General features: G+C 68.1%; 11 protein-coding genes. All 11 read right to left on the reverse strand.

Going from position 1 to position 13,763, the window contains the following annotated elements; all coding sequences use genetic code 11:
• Positions 1–22: 22 nt before the first annotated feature.
• Positions 23–1,066: an ABC transporter ATP-binding protein gene (locus OG700_RS10040; protein ID WP_405611954.1), complete on the reverse strand. Its 1,044-nt coding sequence runs from the start codon at positions 1,064–1,066 to the stop codon at positions 23–25.
• A complete protein-coding gene (locus OG700_RS10045; protein ID WP_405611956.1) occupies positions 1,063–2,088 on the reverse strand; it encodes an ABC transporter ATP-binding protein in 1,026 nt (341 codons plus the stop codon). Before OG700_RS10045 ends, OG700_RS10040 begins: the two co-directional genes overlap by 4 nt.
• Before the next feature lie 6 nt (positions 2,089–2,094).
• Positions 2,095–3,048: an ABC transporter permease gene (locus tag OG700_RS10050; RefSeq protein ID WP_405621566.1), complete on the reverse strand. Its 954-nt coding sequence runs from the start codon at positions 3,046–3,048 to the stop codon at positions 2,095–2,097.
• A 19-nt stretch (positions 3,049–3,067) separates the two neighbouring features.
• Entirely contained in the window at positions 3,068–4,072 is a 1,005-nt protein-coding gene (locus OG700_RS10055; RefSeq protein WP_405611958.1) for an ABC transporter permease, read from the reverse strand.
• Positions 4,073–4,158: 86 nt separating this feature from the next.
• Positions 4,159–5,829, reverse strand: a complete 1,671-nt coding sequence (locus OG700_RS10060; RefSeq protein ID WP_405611960.1) for an ABC transporter substrate-binding protein — start codon at positions 5,827–5,829, stop codon at positions 4,159–4,161.
• 302 nt (positions 5,830–6,131) lie between these two features.
• Entirely contained in the window at positions 6,132–7,289 is a 1,158-nt protein-coding gene (locus OG700_RS10065) for an ABC transporter ATP-binding protein (RefSeq protein ID WP_405611962.1), read from the reverse strand.
• 95 nt (positions 7,290–7,384) lie between these two features.
• Positions 7,385–8,449: an ABC transporter ATP-binding protein gene (locus tag OG700_RS10070; RefSeq protein ID WP_405621568.1), complete on the reverse strand. Its 1,065-nt coding sequence runs from the start codon at positions 8,447–8,449 to the stop codon at positions 7,385–7,387.
• Positions 8,450–8,526: 77 nt separating this feature from the next.
• Positions 8,527–9,540 (reverse strand): ABC transporter permease, encoded by a 1,014-nt coding sequence (locus tag OG700_RS10075; protein ID WP_405611964.1) that lies wholly within the window; start codon positions 9,538–9,540, stop codon positions 8,527–8,529.
• Positions 9,541–9,647: 107 nt separating this feature from the next.
• Complete coding sequence (locus OG700_RS10080) at positions 9,648–11,402, reverse strand: ABC transporter substrate-binding protein (protein ID WP_405611966.1); 1,755 nt, start codon at positions 11,400–11,402, stop codon at positions 9,648–9,650.
• Positions 11,403–11,485: 83 nt separating this feature from the next.
• Positions 11,486–12,484 (reverse strand): ABC transporter permease, encoded by a 999-nt coding sequence (locus OG700_RS10085; protein ID WP_405611968.1) that lies wholly within the window; start codon positions 12,482–12,484, stop codon positions 11,486–11,488.
• Between the two features lie 399 nt (positions 12,485–12,883).
• On the reverse strand, positions 12,884–13,678 hold the full coding sequence (locus OG700_RS10090) for an enhanced serine sensitivity protein SseB C-terminal domain-containing protein (protein WP_405611970.1): 795 nt from the start codon (positions 13,676–13,678) through the stop codon (positions 12,884–12,886).
• Positions 13,679–13,763 lie beyond the last annotated feature (85 nt).

The raw sequence follows: 13,763 nt of genomic DNA on the forward strand, positions 1-13,763 counted from the left end.
AAGCCCTTCCGGAAGTCCCGTCTCATACGGTCTCCGTCACCGCCGCGATCCCCGTCGCCCTCGTCCGTTCCACCGTGCCCGCCTCGATCTCCGCCGTGAAGTGGCACGCCACCCGGTGTCCGTCGCCCACCGCCGTCAGCTCCGGCCGCTCCGTCGCGCACCGTGTCTCCTGCTTCCACGGGCAGCGGGTGTGGAAGCGGCAGCCGGCCGGTGGTGCCGCCGGTGACGGCAGGTCGCCGTGGAGCAGGATCCGTTCGCGGTGGTCCTCCACCTCCGGGTCGGGCACCGGGACCGCCGACATCAGTGCCTTGGTGTACGGGTGCCTCGGCTCGGCGTACAGCGCGTCGCTCGGGGCCTCCTCCACCAGCGAGCCCAGGTACATGACTCCGATGACGTCCGAGATGTGGCGGACCACGGCCAGGTCGTGGGCGATGACGAGATAGGTCAGGCCCTTGGACTCCTGAAGTTCCTCAAGGAGGTTGATCACCTGCGCCTGGATGGAGACGTCCAGCGCGGAGACCGGCTCGTCGCAGATGATCACGTCCGGTTCGAGGACGAGCGCCCGCGCGATGCCGATGCGCTGGCGCTGGCCGCCGGAGAACTCGTGCGGGTAGCGGGAGAGCGCGTTGGCCGGCAGGCCGACCTCGGCGAGGATCTTCTTGATCCGCTCGCGGCGCTCCCGCTGGTCGGCGCCGATGCCGTGCGCCGCCATGCCCTCGGAGAGGATGGATTCGATGTTCTGCCGGGGGTTGAGGCTGCCCAGCGGGTCCTGGAAGACCATCTGGAGGCGGTGCCGGATCTTCCGCATCTCCTCGTCCGGGAGCTTCGCCAGGTCCGTGCCGTCGAAGACGACCTCGCCCTCGGTGATGTCGACGAGGCGCAGGACGGCGCGGCCGAGGGTGGTCTTGCCGCAGCCCGACTCCCCCACCAGGCCGTACGTCTGGCCCGCCTCGACCTTCAGCGAAACACCGTCGACGGCGTACACATGGCCGACGGTACGGTCGAAGACGACACCCTTCCTGACCGGGAAGTGGACCTTGACGCCGTCCAGTTCGAGCAGGCTCATGAGGAGACCTCCGCCGTGTCGGCGGCAGACTCCGCCGGCAGGACCGGGTTGACGCAGCGCACCTGGTGGCCGGGGGCGCGCGGTTCGGTGAGTTCCGGTGTGCCCGTCAGGCACTCCATCGTGTAGAAGTCGCACCGGGGCGCGAACGCGCAGCCGTCGGCCCACGCGATCTTGTCGTTGATCGAGCCGCGGATCGGCCGCAGCGGTTCGCCGCGCGGTGCGTCGAGGCGCGGGATGGAGCCGAGCAGGCCGTGCGCGTACGGATGGGTGGGGTGTGCGAACAGTTCGCGGCGGCCCGCGGTCTCGACCGCGCGCCCCGCGTAGAGCACATTGACCTGGTCGCACAGCCCGGCCACGACGCCCAGGTCATGGGTGATCATCAGGAGCGCGGTGCCCTCCTGGTCGACCAACTCCTTGAGGAGTTCGAGGATCTGCGCCTGGATGGTGACGTCGAGCGCCGTCGTCGGCTCGTCCGCGATCAGCAGACGCGGCGCGCACGCGACCGCCATGGCGATGAGCGCGCGCTGCCGCATTCCGCCGGAGAGCTGGTGCGGGTACTCCTTGAGCCGCCGGTCCGGGTCGGGGATGCCGACGCGGTCGAGCAGCGTGGCGGCCTCCTTGCGGGCCGGCTCGCCCTTCAGTCCGCGGTGGCGGCTGAGGATCTCGGTGACCTGGACACCGATGGGGACGACCGGGTTGAGCGAGGAGAGCGGGTCCTGGAAGATCATCGCGAGCTGGCTGCCGCGCAGGTCGCGGATCCTCTTCTCGCCCATGGACAGCAGGTCCGCGCCGTCGAACTCGGCGCGCCCGCCGACGCTCACCCCCTTGCTCGGGAGCAGGCCCATCAGGGCGAGCGCGGTCACGGACTTGCCGCAGCCCGACTCGCCAACCAGGCCGACGACCTGGCCCTCGGCGACGTCGAAGGAGACGCCGTCGACGGCCTTCGTGTCGCGCCCCTTACCCCGCCCCGTACCGTGTCCGGCGAAGGAGACCGACAGGGCGTCAACTGACAGAAGTGGCATGGGATTTCAGCCTCGCAGCTTCGGATCGAGAGCTTCCCGCATCGCCTCACCGAGCAGCGTGAAGCCGAGTGCGGTGATGATGATCCCGACCGCCGGATAGACCGACATCATCGGCGCGTTGTCGAAGAAGCGCTGTGCCTGCGACAGCATCACACCCCACTCCGGGACCGCCGGGTCCGGATTGCCGAGGCCCAGGTAGGACAGGGCGGCGGCCTCGATGATCGCGGTGGCGAGGCTGAGCGTCGCCTGGACGATCACCGGGCTGAGCGAGTTGGGCATGATCTGGGTGAGGACGATACGGCGCTTGCGAATGCCCACCGCCTTGGCCGCCAGTACGTAGTCCGAGCTGCCCTGCGCGAGCATCGACCCGCGCAACAGCCTTGCGAACACCGGTACTTGGACCACACCCACCGCGATCATCACGGTGGTCAGCGACTGGCCCATCACGGCCGCGACGGACACCGCCAGCAGCAGCGAGGGAAGCGCCAGCATCATGTCCGTGACACGCATGATGACGCTGTCCACGCGCCGGCCCGGCTCCCCGCCGAGCGTCGCCGCCGCGCCCGACACGGCGCCGATGACCGCGCCGGCCACCAGGCCGATGAGCATCGACACGACGCCCACGAGCAGGGTCTGCCGGGCGCCGACGAGCATCCGGGAGAACTCGTCGCGGCCCAGGTGGTCCAGGCCGAACCAGTTGTCGCCGCGCGGTCCGACGAACCGCCCCTGGTTGGGGAAGACCTCGCCGCGCCAGTCCTGCGCGGTGGGGCTGTACGGGGCGAGCCACGGGCCGACGATCGCGATCAGCACGAACAGGCCGATCACGACCGCGCCGATGATCGCCGTCTTGCTGGCGCACAACCGTCGGAACGCCTCGCGCCACAGCCCGGCGCCCGAGGTGGACTCGGTGCGCTCCATGAGCTGCGCGAGGCGGTCGATCTTGTCGGCCTTCTTCGTCATGTTCGGGATGGCATTCATGTCAGTGCACCCGCACTCTCGGGTCGATGAGGCTGTACGCCACGTCGACCAGCAGATTGATCAGCACGTACACCAGCGCGATGAAGAGGATGAAGCCGACGAGCACGGGATAGTCGCGGGCGTCGATCGAGGTGCGGATGAAGGACCCGATCCCGCCGAAGGAGAAGACGGACTCGGTGAGGACGGCGCCGGACAGCAGGCTGCCGGTCAGCAGACCGACGGCGGTGATCACCGGCAGCAGCGCGTTGCGCAGGACGTGCCGGGAGCGTACGACGCGCTTGTCCAGGCCCTTGGACTCCGCCGTACGTACGTAGTCCTCGTCCAGCACTTCGAGCACGCTGGCCCTGGTCATCCGCACGATGACGGCGAGCGGGATGGACGCGAGCGCGATCGCGGGCAGCACCAGATGCATGATCGCGTCCCACGAGGCGTCCAGCTCACCGGTCAACAGGCCGTCCAGAACGGCGAATCCGGTGACTGACGTCGCGTCGATGCCGGTCGAGAGGCGGCCGTAGCTCGGGAAGATGCCGAGTTCGACGGCGAACAGGCCCTTGAGGAGCAGCGCCAGGAAGAAGACGGGGATACAGATGCCGATCAGCGAGCCCGACACGGCGGTCACATCGAGCCAGCTGCCGCGGCGCCGGGCCGCGAAGTAGCCGAGCGGGATGCCGACCACGATCGCGATGGCCATGGCGGCGACGCCGAGTTCGACGGTGGCCGGGAAGCGCAGGGTGAATTCCTCCCACACCGGTTGGCCGGTCTGTGTGGAGGTGCCGAGGTCGAGTTGGAAGATTCGCTTGATGAACCGTCCGTACTGGACCCAGACCGGTTCGTCGAGTCCCAGCGCCCGGTTGATACGGGCCACTTCGGCCTCGGTCGCCCGTTCGCCCAGGATCGCCGAAGCGGGTCCGCCGGGCAGCCGGTTCAGCCACAGGAAGAGCAGAACCGACAGACCGAGCAGGGTGGGTATCAGCTGTAGCAGTCGTCGTGCGACGAGTCGCAGCACCCCGCTTGCCCCTTTCGAAAAGTAGGACGGGTCCGCCCGGCCGCGTTTCGTACGCCGCCGGCCGGGCGGACCCGCACTGGGTGCTGTTACTTGAAGGACGTCTCGGCGAAGTTCTCCTGCGTCAGCGGGGAGACCTTCGGCGGGTTGATGTCGTCGGCGAACGCGATCGCCGGCGGCGACGAGGAGATCGGCACACCCGGCAGGTACGCCATGATCGTCTCGTTGGCCTTCTTGTACAGGTCCGTCCGCTTGGCCGGGTCGGTCTCGGTCGACGCGGCCTTCATCGCGTCGAAGATGCCCTTGTCCTTGAAGCCCCACTGCTTGTCGTACTCGGCGAACCAGGTGCCGATGAAGTTGTAGCCGTCGTTGAAGTCACCGGTCCAGCCCAGCATGTGCAGTTCGCAGCCGCCCGCCTCGGTGGCGTCGAGATAGTCCGGCGCCCACTTCATGGGCTTGGGGGTGACGGCGATCCCGGCCTTCTCCAGGTCGGCCTTCATCAGCTCGAACATGTCCTGCGGAGCGGGCATGTACGGCCGGGTGACCTCGGTCGGGTAGCAGAAGTCGACCTTCAGGGCGCTCTCGCCCGCGCCCTTGAGCAGCGACTTGGCCTTGGCGGTGTCGAAGGGGTACTTCTGTACGGCGTCCGAGTAGCCGGCGACCGTGTCGGGCATGAACTGCGTTGCCGCGACGCCGCCTTCGGGCAGCTGGGTCTTGACCAGGTTCTCGCGGTCGATGGCGTGCGCGACGGCCTGGCGGACCTCTGGCTTCTTCAGCGCCTTGTTCTTCTCCTGGCTCATGCCGACGTAGAAGATGTTGAAGACGTCACGCGTGGGGACCTGGAACCCGTCGTTCTCCAGGGTCTTCACATCGGCGGGCGCGACCAGGTCGTAGCCGTCGATGTCACCGGCCTGGAGGGCCTGGCGGCGGCCGTCCTCGGTGTCGATGGTGCGGAAGACCAGCTTCTTGATCTTCGCCTTGGTGCCCCAGTAGTCGTCGTAACGCTCCAGGGAGACTTCCTTGTTGCCCTTGTTCCACTCGGTGATCTTGTACGGTCCCGTGCCCGCGACCGTGCCCGCCACCTGGCTGTACTTGGGGTACGTGATGGCGTCACCCTTGGCGGTGGCGTCCTGCTTCGCGTACTCCTTCAGGGCCTTCGGCGAGTGGATCGCCAGCGCCTGGAGGGAGAAGCCGCCCGGAAGGTTCGCGGAGGGCTCGTTGACCTCGATGACGGCGGTGCTGTCGTCCTTCGCGGTGCAGGACTTGTAGTTCGCCTTCGGCGTCTCCGGGTCCTCGTTGGCCGCGAAGCCGCCCATGATGGTCTGCCAGTAGTAGGAGACCGCGCTGGACTGGTACGTGCCCTTCCAGTTGAACCAGTGGTCGTAATTCGCGCACACGGCGGCGGCGTTGAACTTCTCGCCGTCGTGGAAGGTCACGTCCTTACGGAGGTTGAACGTCCAGACCTTGCCGGCCGCGTCGCTCGACCACTTCTCGGCGAGGGCGGGGGCCAGCGTGCTGCCGCCCGACTCGTGCTTCAGCAGGGCCTCGAAGCCCTGACGGGTGACCCGGAAGGTCTCGCCGTCGCTCGCGAGCGCGGGGTCGAGCGAGCCCGGGTCACCGGGGCCGCCGAAGACGAAGGTGTCCTTCGCACCGCCCGAGTCACCTGCCTCGTCGCGGTCGCTGGAGCAGCCGGTGGCGATCAGCGCGACGGCCAATGCCGTGACGATCGCTCCAGCGGCTCGGGACTTGATTATTCGCATGGTCCACCCCAGGGATCCGACGAGTCCTGAACTCGGTCTTGACGGCCGAACATTACCGTCAGGAAAGTGCCAAATGAACAGGCCGCAATGCGGAGTTGCAGACCTGAGATCCGGACACTCGAACAAATGCCCAGACTTCTGGACATCGCGCCCCAGCCGGTCACGTCATGCCAGGTGGACCGCGGCAGGGTGGGCGAACCGGGTGAACCTCTCGTACGACGCAGAAGCCCCCCGTCCGCATGGTGGACCATGCGAAGCGGGGGGCGTGCGTGCCGTTCGGACGGCGGGCCGCTGCCGCGGGGCTACTCCTTGGCGAGCCCCTTCGGCGCCTCGGGGGCCGCCGGTGCGACCGCTGGTGCGACCGCCTCACCCACGAGCGCGATCGCCTCGCGCGCCGAGGCGAGCACCTTCGTGTCGTCCGGAATCTGGTCCGGCGCGTTCTCCGGGTGGTGGCAGGCCGCCTCGTGCCCCGGCTCCAGCTGGACCAGCGGCGGCTCCACCGTCCGGCACACCTCCGTCGCCTTCCAGCAACGGGTGTGGAACCGGCAGCCGCTCGGCGGCGAGATCGGCGACGGCACATCGCCCTTGAGCAGGATCCGCTCGCTCTTGACCCCGCGCCGCCTCGGGTCCGGCACCGGCACCGCGGACAGCAGCGCCTTCGTGTACGGGTGCATCGGCCGCTCGTAAAGCGACTTGCGGTCCGACAGCTCGACGATCTTGCCGAGGTACATCACGGCGATCCGGTCCGAGACATGGCGGATGACCGAGAGGTCGTGCGCGATGATCACGTACGTGAGCCCCAGCTCGTCCTGGAGGTCGTCCAGCAGGTTCACCACCTGCGCCTGGATCGACACGTCCAGCGCGGAGACCGGCTCGTCGGCGACGACCAGCTTCGGGCTGAGCGCCAGGGCCCGCGCGATACCGACGCGCTGGCGCTGGCCGCCGGAGAACTCGTGCGGGTAGCGGTTGTAGTGCTCGGGGCTCAGACCCACCAGGCCGAGGAGACGCTGGACCTCCTTCTTGACGCCGCCCTCGGGCTGCACGTTCTGGAGCTTGAACGGCGCGCCGACGATCGTGCCGATCGTGTGGCGCGGGTTCAGCGACGAGTACGGGTCCTGGAAGATCATCTGCACGTCGCGGCGGAGCGGCCGGATCCTGCCCGCCGACATGTGCGTGATGTCGTGGCCCTGGAACTCGATGCGCCCGCCGGTCGGTTCGTCCAGCCGCGTGATCAGCCGGCCCATGGTCGACTTGCCGCAGCCGGACTCGCCCACGATGCCGAGCGTCTCGCCGGGATGGACGTCGAACGACAGCCCGTCGACCGCCTTGACGGCGCCGACCTGGCGCTGCAACAGCCCCTTCTTGACGGGGAAGTGCTTGACCAGCCCCTCCACCCTCAGCAGCGGCTCACCGGCCCTGTCCTTCGCCGCCCTGTTCGCCTTCTCCGGCCTGTCCGCCACAGCGGGATCCTTTGCGTTGCTCACGGCTTCGGGGCGCGCGGCGTCGGGGCTCACGGCGTCGGGGCGCGCGGCGTCGGGGCGCGCGGCTTCGGCGCTCACAGCTTCGGCGCAATCTCTTCGGTCCAGATCTTGGTCCGCTCCTCCTGCGACATGTGGCAGGCGGAGTGGTGCCCGGTGCCGACCTGCTTCAGCTCGGGGCGCTCCGTGCGCGTGATGCCGCCCTTGGGCACATCCGCGTACGGGCAGCGCGGGTTGAAGGCGCAGCCCTCCGGCACGTTGATGAGCGACGGCGGCTGTCCCTTGACGGGGATGAGCCGTTCGGTCTGCTCACGGTCGATCCGGGGCATCGAGCCGAGCAGTCCCCAGGTGTAGGGGTGCTGCGGCTCGTAGAACACCTTCTCGGCCGGTCCGCGCTCGATGCACCGGCCGCCGTACATGACGAGCAGGTCGTCGGCCATCTCGGCGACGACCCCGAGGTCATGCGTGATCATGATGACGGCGGAGCCGAACTCCTTCTGCAAGTCCCTGATGAGGTCGAGGATCTGCGCCTGGACGGTCACGTCCAGGGCGGTCGTCGGCTCGTCGGCGATGAGCAGTTCGGGGTTGTTGACCAGGGCCATCGCGATCATCGCGCGCTGGCGCATACCGCCGGAGAACTCGTGCGGGTAGCTGTCGACGCGCTTGTGCGGCTCGGGGATGCCGACCCGGTCGAGCATCTCGACCGCCCGTGCGCGGGCGATCTTCTTGCTGACCTTGTGGTGGACCCGGTACGCCTCCACGATCTGCGCGCCGATGCGGTAGTACGGGTGCATCGCGGAGAGCGGGTCCTGGAAGATCATGGCCATCTTCCGGCCGCGCAGCCGCCGTACGTGGTCGGGGTCGGCCCCGACCAACTCCTCGCCGTCCAGCCAGACTTCGCCTGATATCGCGGCGTTGGCGGAGCGGTGCAGGCCCATCACGCCGAGCGAGGTGACCGACTTGCCGGAGCCGGACTCACCGACGATGCCGAGGGTCTGGCCGGCGTGGACGTCGAAGCTGACGCCGTCGACCGACTTCACCAGACCGTCGTCGGTGTCGAAGTGGATGCGCAGGTCACGTACGGAGAGGAAGGGCTCCCCCGGACCGGCGGACCCGGGCGCCCCCGCGGCCTTGGCGGCCACCGGCTCGCCCGGCGCGGCGGCGGGAGAGGGAACCCGTGCGGCTGACCGCCGCGCGGACTGCTCCTTGGAAACCTCGCTCACGAGTACCTCACCCTGGGGTCGATGGCGGCGTACACCAGGTCCACCAGCAGATTGCAGAAGACGATGAAGAAGGCGGCGAACAGGGTCACGCCCATCACGATCGGCAGGTCGGCGTCCTTCACCGACTGGATCGCGTACGCGCCCATGCCCTGGAGGGAGAAGACCTGTTCGGTGATGACGGCGCCGCCGAGCAGCAGGCCGAAGTCCATACCGAAGATCGTGACGATGGGCGTCAGCGCGGACCGCAGTCCGTGCTTGGCGACGACCGTGCTCTCCCGCAGGCCCTTGGCCCGTGCCGTACGGATGTAGTCCTCCCCCATCACTTCCAGCATGCCGGCCCGGGTGAGCCTGGCGTACAGGGCGGAGTAGAGGAAGGCGAGGCTGCACCAGGGGATGATCAGGTTCCATGCCCAGTCCGCCGGATTGTCCGCGAACGGGACGTAGTTGACACCGTCCGACCACAGGGGCCACTGGACGGTGAGCAGGGCGAGGCCGAGCATGCCGGTGAAGAAGATCGGCAGCGAGACGCCCGCGAGGGCCAGCGTCATGGCGAGGCGGTCGAAGATCGAGCCGCGCTTGAGTGCCGAGAGGACGCCGATGGCGACACCGGAGACCAGCCAGATCACCGCGGCACCGATGGCCAGGGAGAACGTGACCGGCACCCGCTCCATCAGCTCGGGCCACACCTCGACGTGCGTCTTGAACGAGTAGCCGAAGCAGGGCGCGTTGCACATGGACGGGTCCGGGCCGAAGTTGTACTCGGCGCCGACGAAGATGCCCTTGATGAAGTCGAAGTACTGCGTGTAGAGGGGCTGGTCGAGCCCCAGGTTCGCCTTGACGGCGGCGATCGAGTCGGGGTTGGCGTCCTTACCGACGTACTGGACCGCCAGCTGGTCGATCGTCTGCCCACCGAGCCGTGGGACAAGGAAGAAGATCGCGAAGGTGACTGCGCTGACCACCAGCAACAGCATTACCGCGGCGATCACGCGTCGGATGATGTACGCAGTCACAGCCGATCGGCGCCGGGTCCGCCGGCCGGGGGTGACCCGGCCGGCGGACCCGATGCCTTCACCTGCCTTTCAGGCATTTCGGGGGTTGGGAAAGCTCTACCGCTGGATTAGGTGGTGGAGCCGATCAGCAGGTAGTCGTACATACCGAGGTACGCCTGGGTCACGGTGACGTTGGTCGCCGAGTCCGGGCGGTACAGCAGGTTCTTGCGGTAGATCAGCGGCACGGCCGAGGCGTTTTCGAGGACCATCTTGTCGACCTCGCCCCACGCCTTGGTGCGGGCGGCGTCGTCGGTCTGCGCGATACCGTCCGACAGCGCCTTGTTGATCTTCGGGTCGTCCAGCTCCATCAGGTTGTTGCCGCCCGAGGGCTTGATGGCGGAGCCGTTGACGATCTGGTCGAGGAAGCCGAAGCCGGTCGGCCAGTCGGCGCCCCACGCCATCATCATCATGCCGAGGTCGTGCTCCTTGACGTAGCTCGGAACACCGGCGAAGTTACCGAAGTACTTGCCCGACGGGTACTGCTTGATCTCGGCCTGGATGCCGACCTTCTTCAGCGAGGCCTGGATGGCGGTCGCCATCTGCACCTCGTCGGGGCGGTCGGAGCGGGCCGTCAGGTTGGTCTTGAAGCCGTCCGGCTGACCGCAGTCGGTCAGCGCGGCCTTGGCCTTGGCGACGTCGCCCTTGTTGCCCTCGGTCTGGTACAGGTCGAACTTCTGGTACCCGTTGACCGTCGGCGGCAGCAGCGTGCTCGCCACGTCGCCCTTGGTGTCGCCACCGAGCGCGGCCTGGACGGACGCCTTGTCGATCGCGTAGTGGACGGCCTTGCGGCAGTCCGCGTTGTCGAAGGGCTTCACCTTCGTCGACAGCGCGAGGTACGAGGTGGCGCCGGCGTACGAGTTGTCCGTCTTGGCCTTCTCGCTCGGCTTGGTGAGGACCTTGGGCTGGGTCTTCGTCTGAAGGCCGGTGCCCGCGGCGTCCACCGTGATGTTGTCACTCATCAGGTGCTGGTCGACCGTGGTCGGGTTGACCTTGAACTTGATGGTGATCTTGTCGGCGAGCGCCGGGCGGATCGGGTCGGTGGCCTTGTCCCAGTGCGGGTTGCGCACGAGGGTCGCGCTGCGGCCCTCGTTGTACGACTCGAACTTGTACGGGCCCGACGACGAGATCTGCTTGACGTACTCGGCGCCCTTGTCCTTCGCCTGCGGCACGGGGGCCGTCTGCGAGAAGGTCGCCAGGTAGTCGAAGTCGGCGAACGGCTTGTTGAGCTTGAAGATGATGGTCTGGTCGTCCGGGGTCTCGATGGACTTCAGGCCCTCGGGCGACTTGTCCTTGTAGGGACCCTTGTACTCCTTGCCGCCTTCGAGGTACTCGTAGAAGTACTTCGGGCCGCTCGACAGGGCCTCGGGCGCGAAGTTGCTGCGCTCGATCGCGTACTTGACGTCCTTGGACGTGACGGGGCTGCCGTCGTCGAACTTGACGCCCTTGCGCAGCTTGTACGTCCACGTCTTGGCGTCCGCGCTCGCCTCACCCAGCGACTCCGCGAGGTCGGGAACGACCTCCAGACCTTCCTTGCCGGCGGCCGGCTTGAAGGTCGTGAGCGTACGGCCGTACAGGCGCGAGAAGTTGTTCACCCAGCCGTAGTAGGTGTTGCCCGGGTCCAGGGAGTCCGGCACGTCCGAGTGCTCAAGGGTGACGGTGCCCCCCTTCTTGTCGGACTTGTTGACGATCGACGTCAGTCCGGCGTCGATGCCGGCGCCGTTGCTCTTCTTGTCGTCCTTGCTGTCCGAGCCGCCGCACGCCGACGCGCTGAGCGCCAGCACGATGGCTGTCGCCAGGACAGCTGTCGCTTTCTTGGTCTTCATCCTGAGGAAAGCCCCTCTATCAATGGATACGGCACGGAGCTCAAGGTCGGCCGCTGTGGATGGTGCTGGGTGCTGCGTGGTGGTTACTTGCTGCGGGGGTCGAGTGCGTCACGCAGCCCGTCACCCAGCAGGTTGAATGCCAGCACGGTGATGAAGATCGCCATGCCGGGCACGAACATGTAGTGCAGATCGACCTCGTACAGGTCCACCGCGGTGGTGAGCATGCCGCCCCACGAGGCCTGCGGCGGGGCGATGCCCACTCCGAGGAAGCTCAGACCGGCCTCGAAGAGGATGTTGGTGGGGATCAGCAGCGTCGAGTAGACGAGGATCGGCGCCACGAGGTTCGGCAGCAGTTCCCGGAAGAGGATGAACGGCCCTCTGGCGCCCAGACTCCGGGACGCGTCGACGAACTCGCGGCGGCGCAGGCTCATCGTCTGAGCGCGCACGATCCGCCCCATGTAGGGCCAGTTGAAGAAGCCGATCACGAAGATCAGCACACCGATCCGCAGGGGAAGTCCGCTGAGCCCGAAGGCGCCGTCCTGGAGGGCGGCGGAGATCGAGATCGCGAAGAGCAGCAGCGGGAAGGCGAGGAAGGTGTCCATCAGCCGGCTGACGACGGCGTCGACCCAGCCTCCGTAGTAACCGGCGATGACGCCGAGGAGGGTGCCGATCGCCACGGAGAGCAGGGTGGCTCCGGCGGCGACGAGGAGCGAGACCCAGGAGCCCTCGATGATGCGGGCGAGGAGGTCGCGGCCGAGACCGGGCTCCACACCGAGCGGGTGGTCCCAACTCGTGCCGCCCCAGGCGCCCTTGGGTGCGAGGAGCTGCGGGTCCACCAGGTCCTGGTTCAGCGCGTTGGGGTCGAGACCGAAGACGGCCTGGATCGGCTTGGCCAGGATCGCGAGGAGCACCAGGAGGATGACAACGATGCCGCCCGCCACGGCGGCCTTGTCGCGCTTGAAGCGCGTCCAGGCTATTCGGCCGAGCGAACGTCCTTCGATCTGGCTCTGCTTGGCGCCCGTGAGCACTGCCTCCGGCCGCACTTCGGCAGCCGACTTGGTGGTCTCGATCGGTGCGGTCACAACGTCTTCGACCCCTCCTGGCCGGCGGTCGCCGGCCCCGTACCCGCCGTTGTAACGGCCTGTCTCGCATCAGTTGGCGCACACATCGGTGCCGTTGTCGCGGAAGCGTCCCGTCAAGGGCTTCCCGGCGAGCGATGCCGGACTGCTCGCACGGAGGACCGACGGTCCCCGCTGCGGGGAGTCTTCATGTCCGTAGTGATCACCCGCCAGAGGGCAAGGGGAATGTTTGCTCAAACGTGATGGAGTCAGACACCCGCCGTTATCCGGACGTTGTGATCGCCTGAGCGGAACGGAGGGCCGTTTTCGCTACGTTTCGGTACGGCTCGCGATGTCCGGGGATCGTACCGCCACGGGCGCCCCGTACTGGTCAGTACCGCTCGATGCGCCCGGGGAGGCGGGTCAGTAGGCGCGCGGCGCGGCCGGCGGGTAGCCGTAACCGGACGCGGCCTGCGGCGCCCCGTGGGCCTCCCGGTCGTAGAACGGCCGCGAGTTGGCCCGCAGCCACATCGTGACCGGGTCGTACTCGTCGGACATCGCGACGGTCGACACCGGCAGCCCTTCGGGGACCGCGCCGATCGACTGCCGCATCATCGCGTGCACCGCGTCGACGGACGCCGGGCTCGTGTCGTACAGATCCAGGCCGATGGTGAGATACGGCGCGCCCAGCGCGGGGTGGACCCACGCGCGGCGCAACGACCGTACGGCGGGGGTGCGGTGGGCGTTCTGTGTGAGCAGCGCGTAGAACTGCGGGATCTCCACGGCCGGTTCGGACAGCCGCAGCGGTCCGGCCGGCATCCGGTCGAGACCGGTGGCGATCCGGCGCAGATCGAGCCACGGGATGCCGACGCCGCCGCCCGGGGCGTGCGGGTTCAGCCAGATTCCCCAGCGTTCGGGGTAGAGGGCGCGGGCGATGTCGCGGCCGGCCACCACCTCGTGCGCGCGGTTCCAGCCACTGACGGACAGTTCCTGGGCGGAGGTGACGCAGGGCGCGTAACCGAGGCCGTCGACCTCCATGTTCCCGTACTGCGCGTCGGGCGAGCCCGCGCGGCCGTGCCAGAGCAGCATCCACACCTGGCCCGCCGTGCCGTCGGCGAGTGCCTGGAGCAGCGCCTCGTAGGCGTCGTAGCGTCCTGGCGTCACCTGGCGCAGCATGTGCTCGACCTGCCCCGTCGCCGCGGTGCCTGACGCGCTCACTCTTGGTCCCGCCCCTCGTCGATCCACTCTTCGCCACCGGCCTCCCCCGCTTCGGGCCGGTACCGGCCAGGCCATCAAACCAGCT

This window comes from Streptomyces sp. NBC_01508 (assembly GCF_045040315.1).
Lineage (GTDB): Bacteria > Actinomycetota > Actinomycetes > Streptomycetales > Streptomycetaceae > Streptomyces.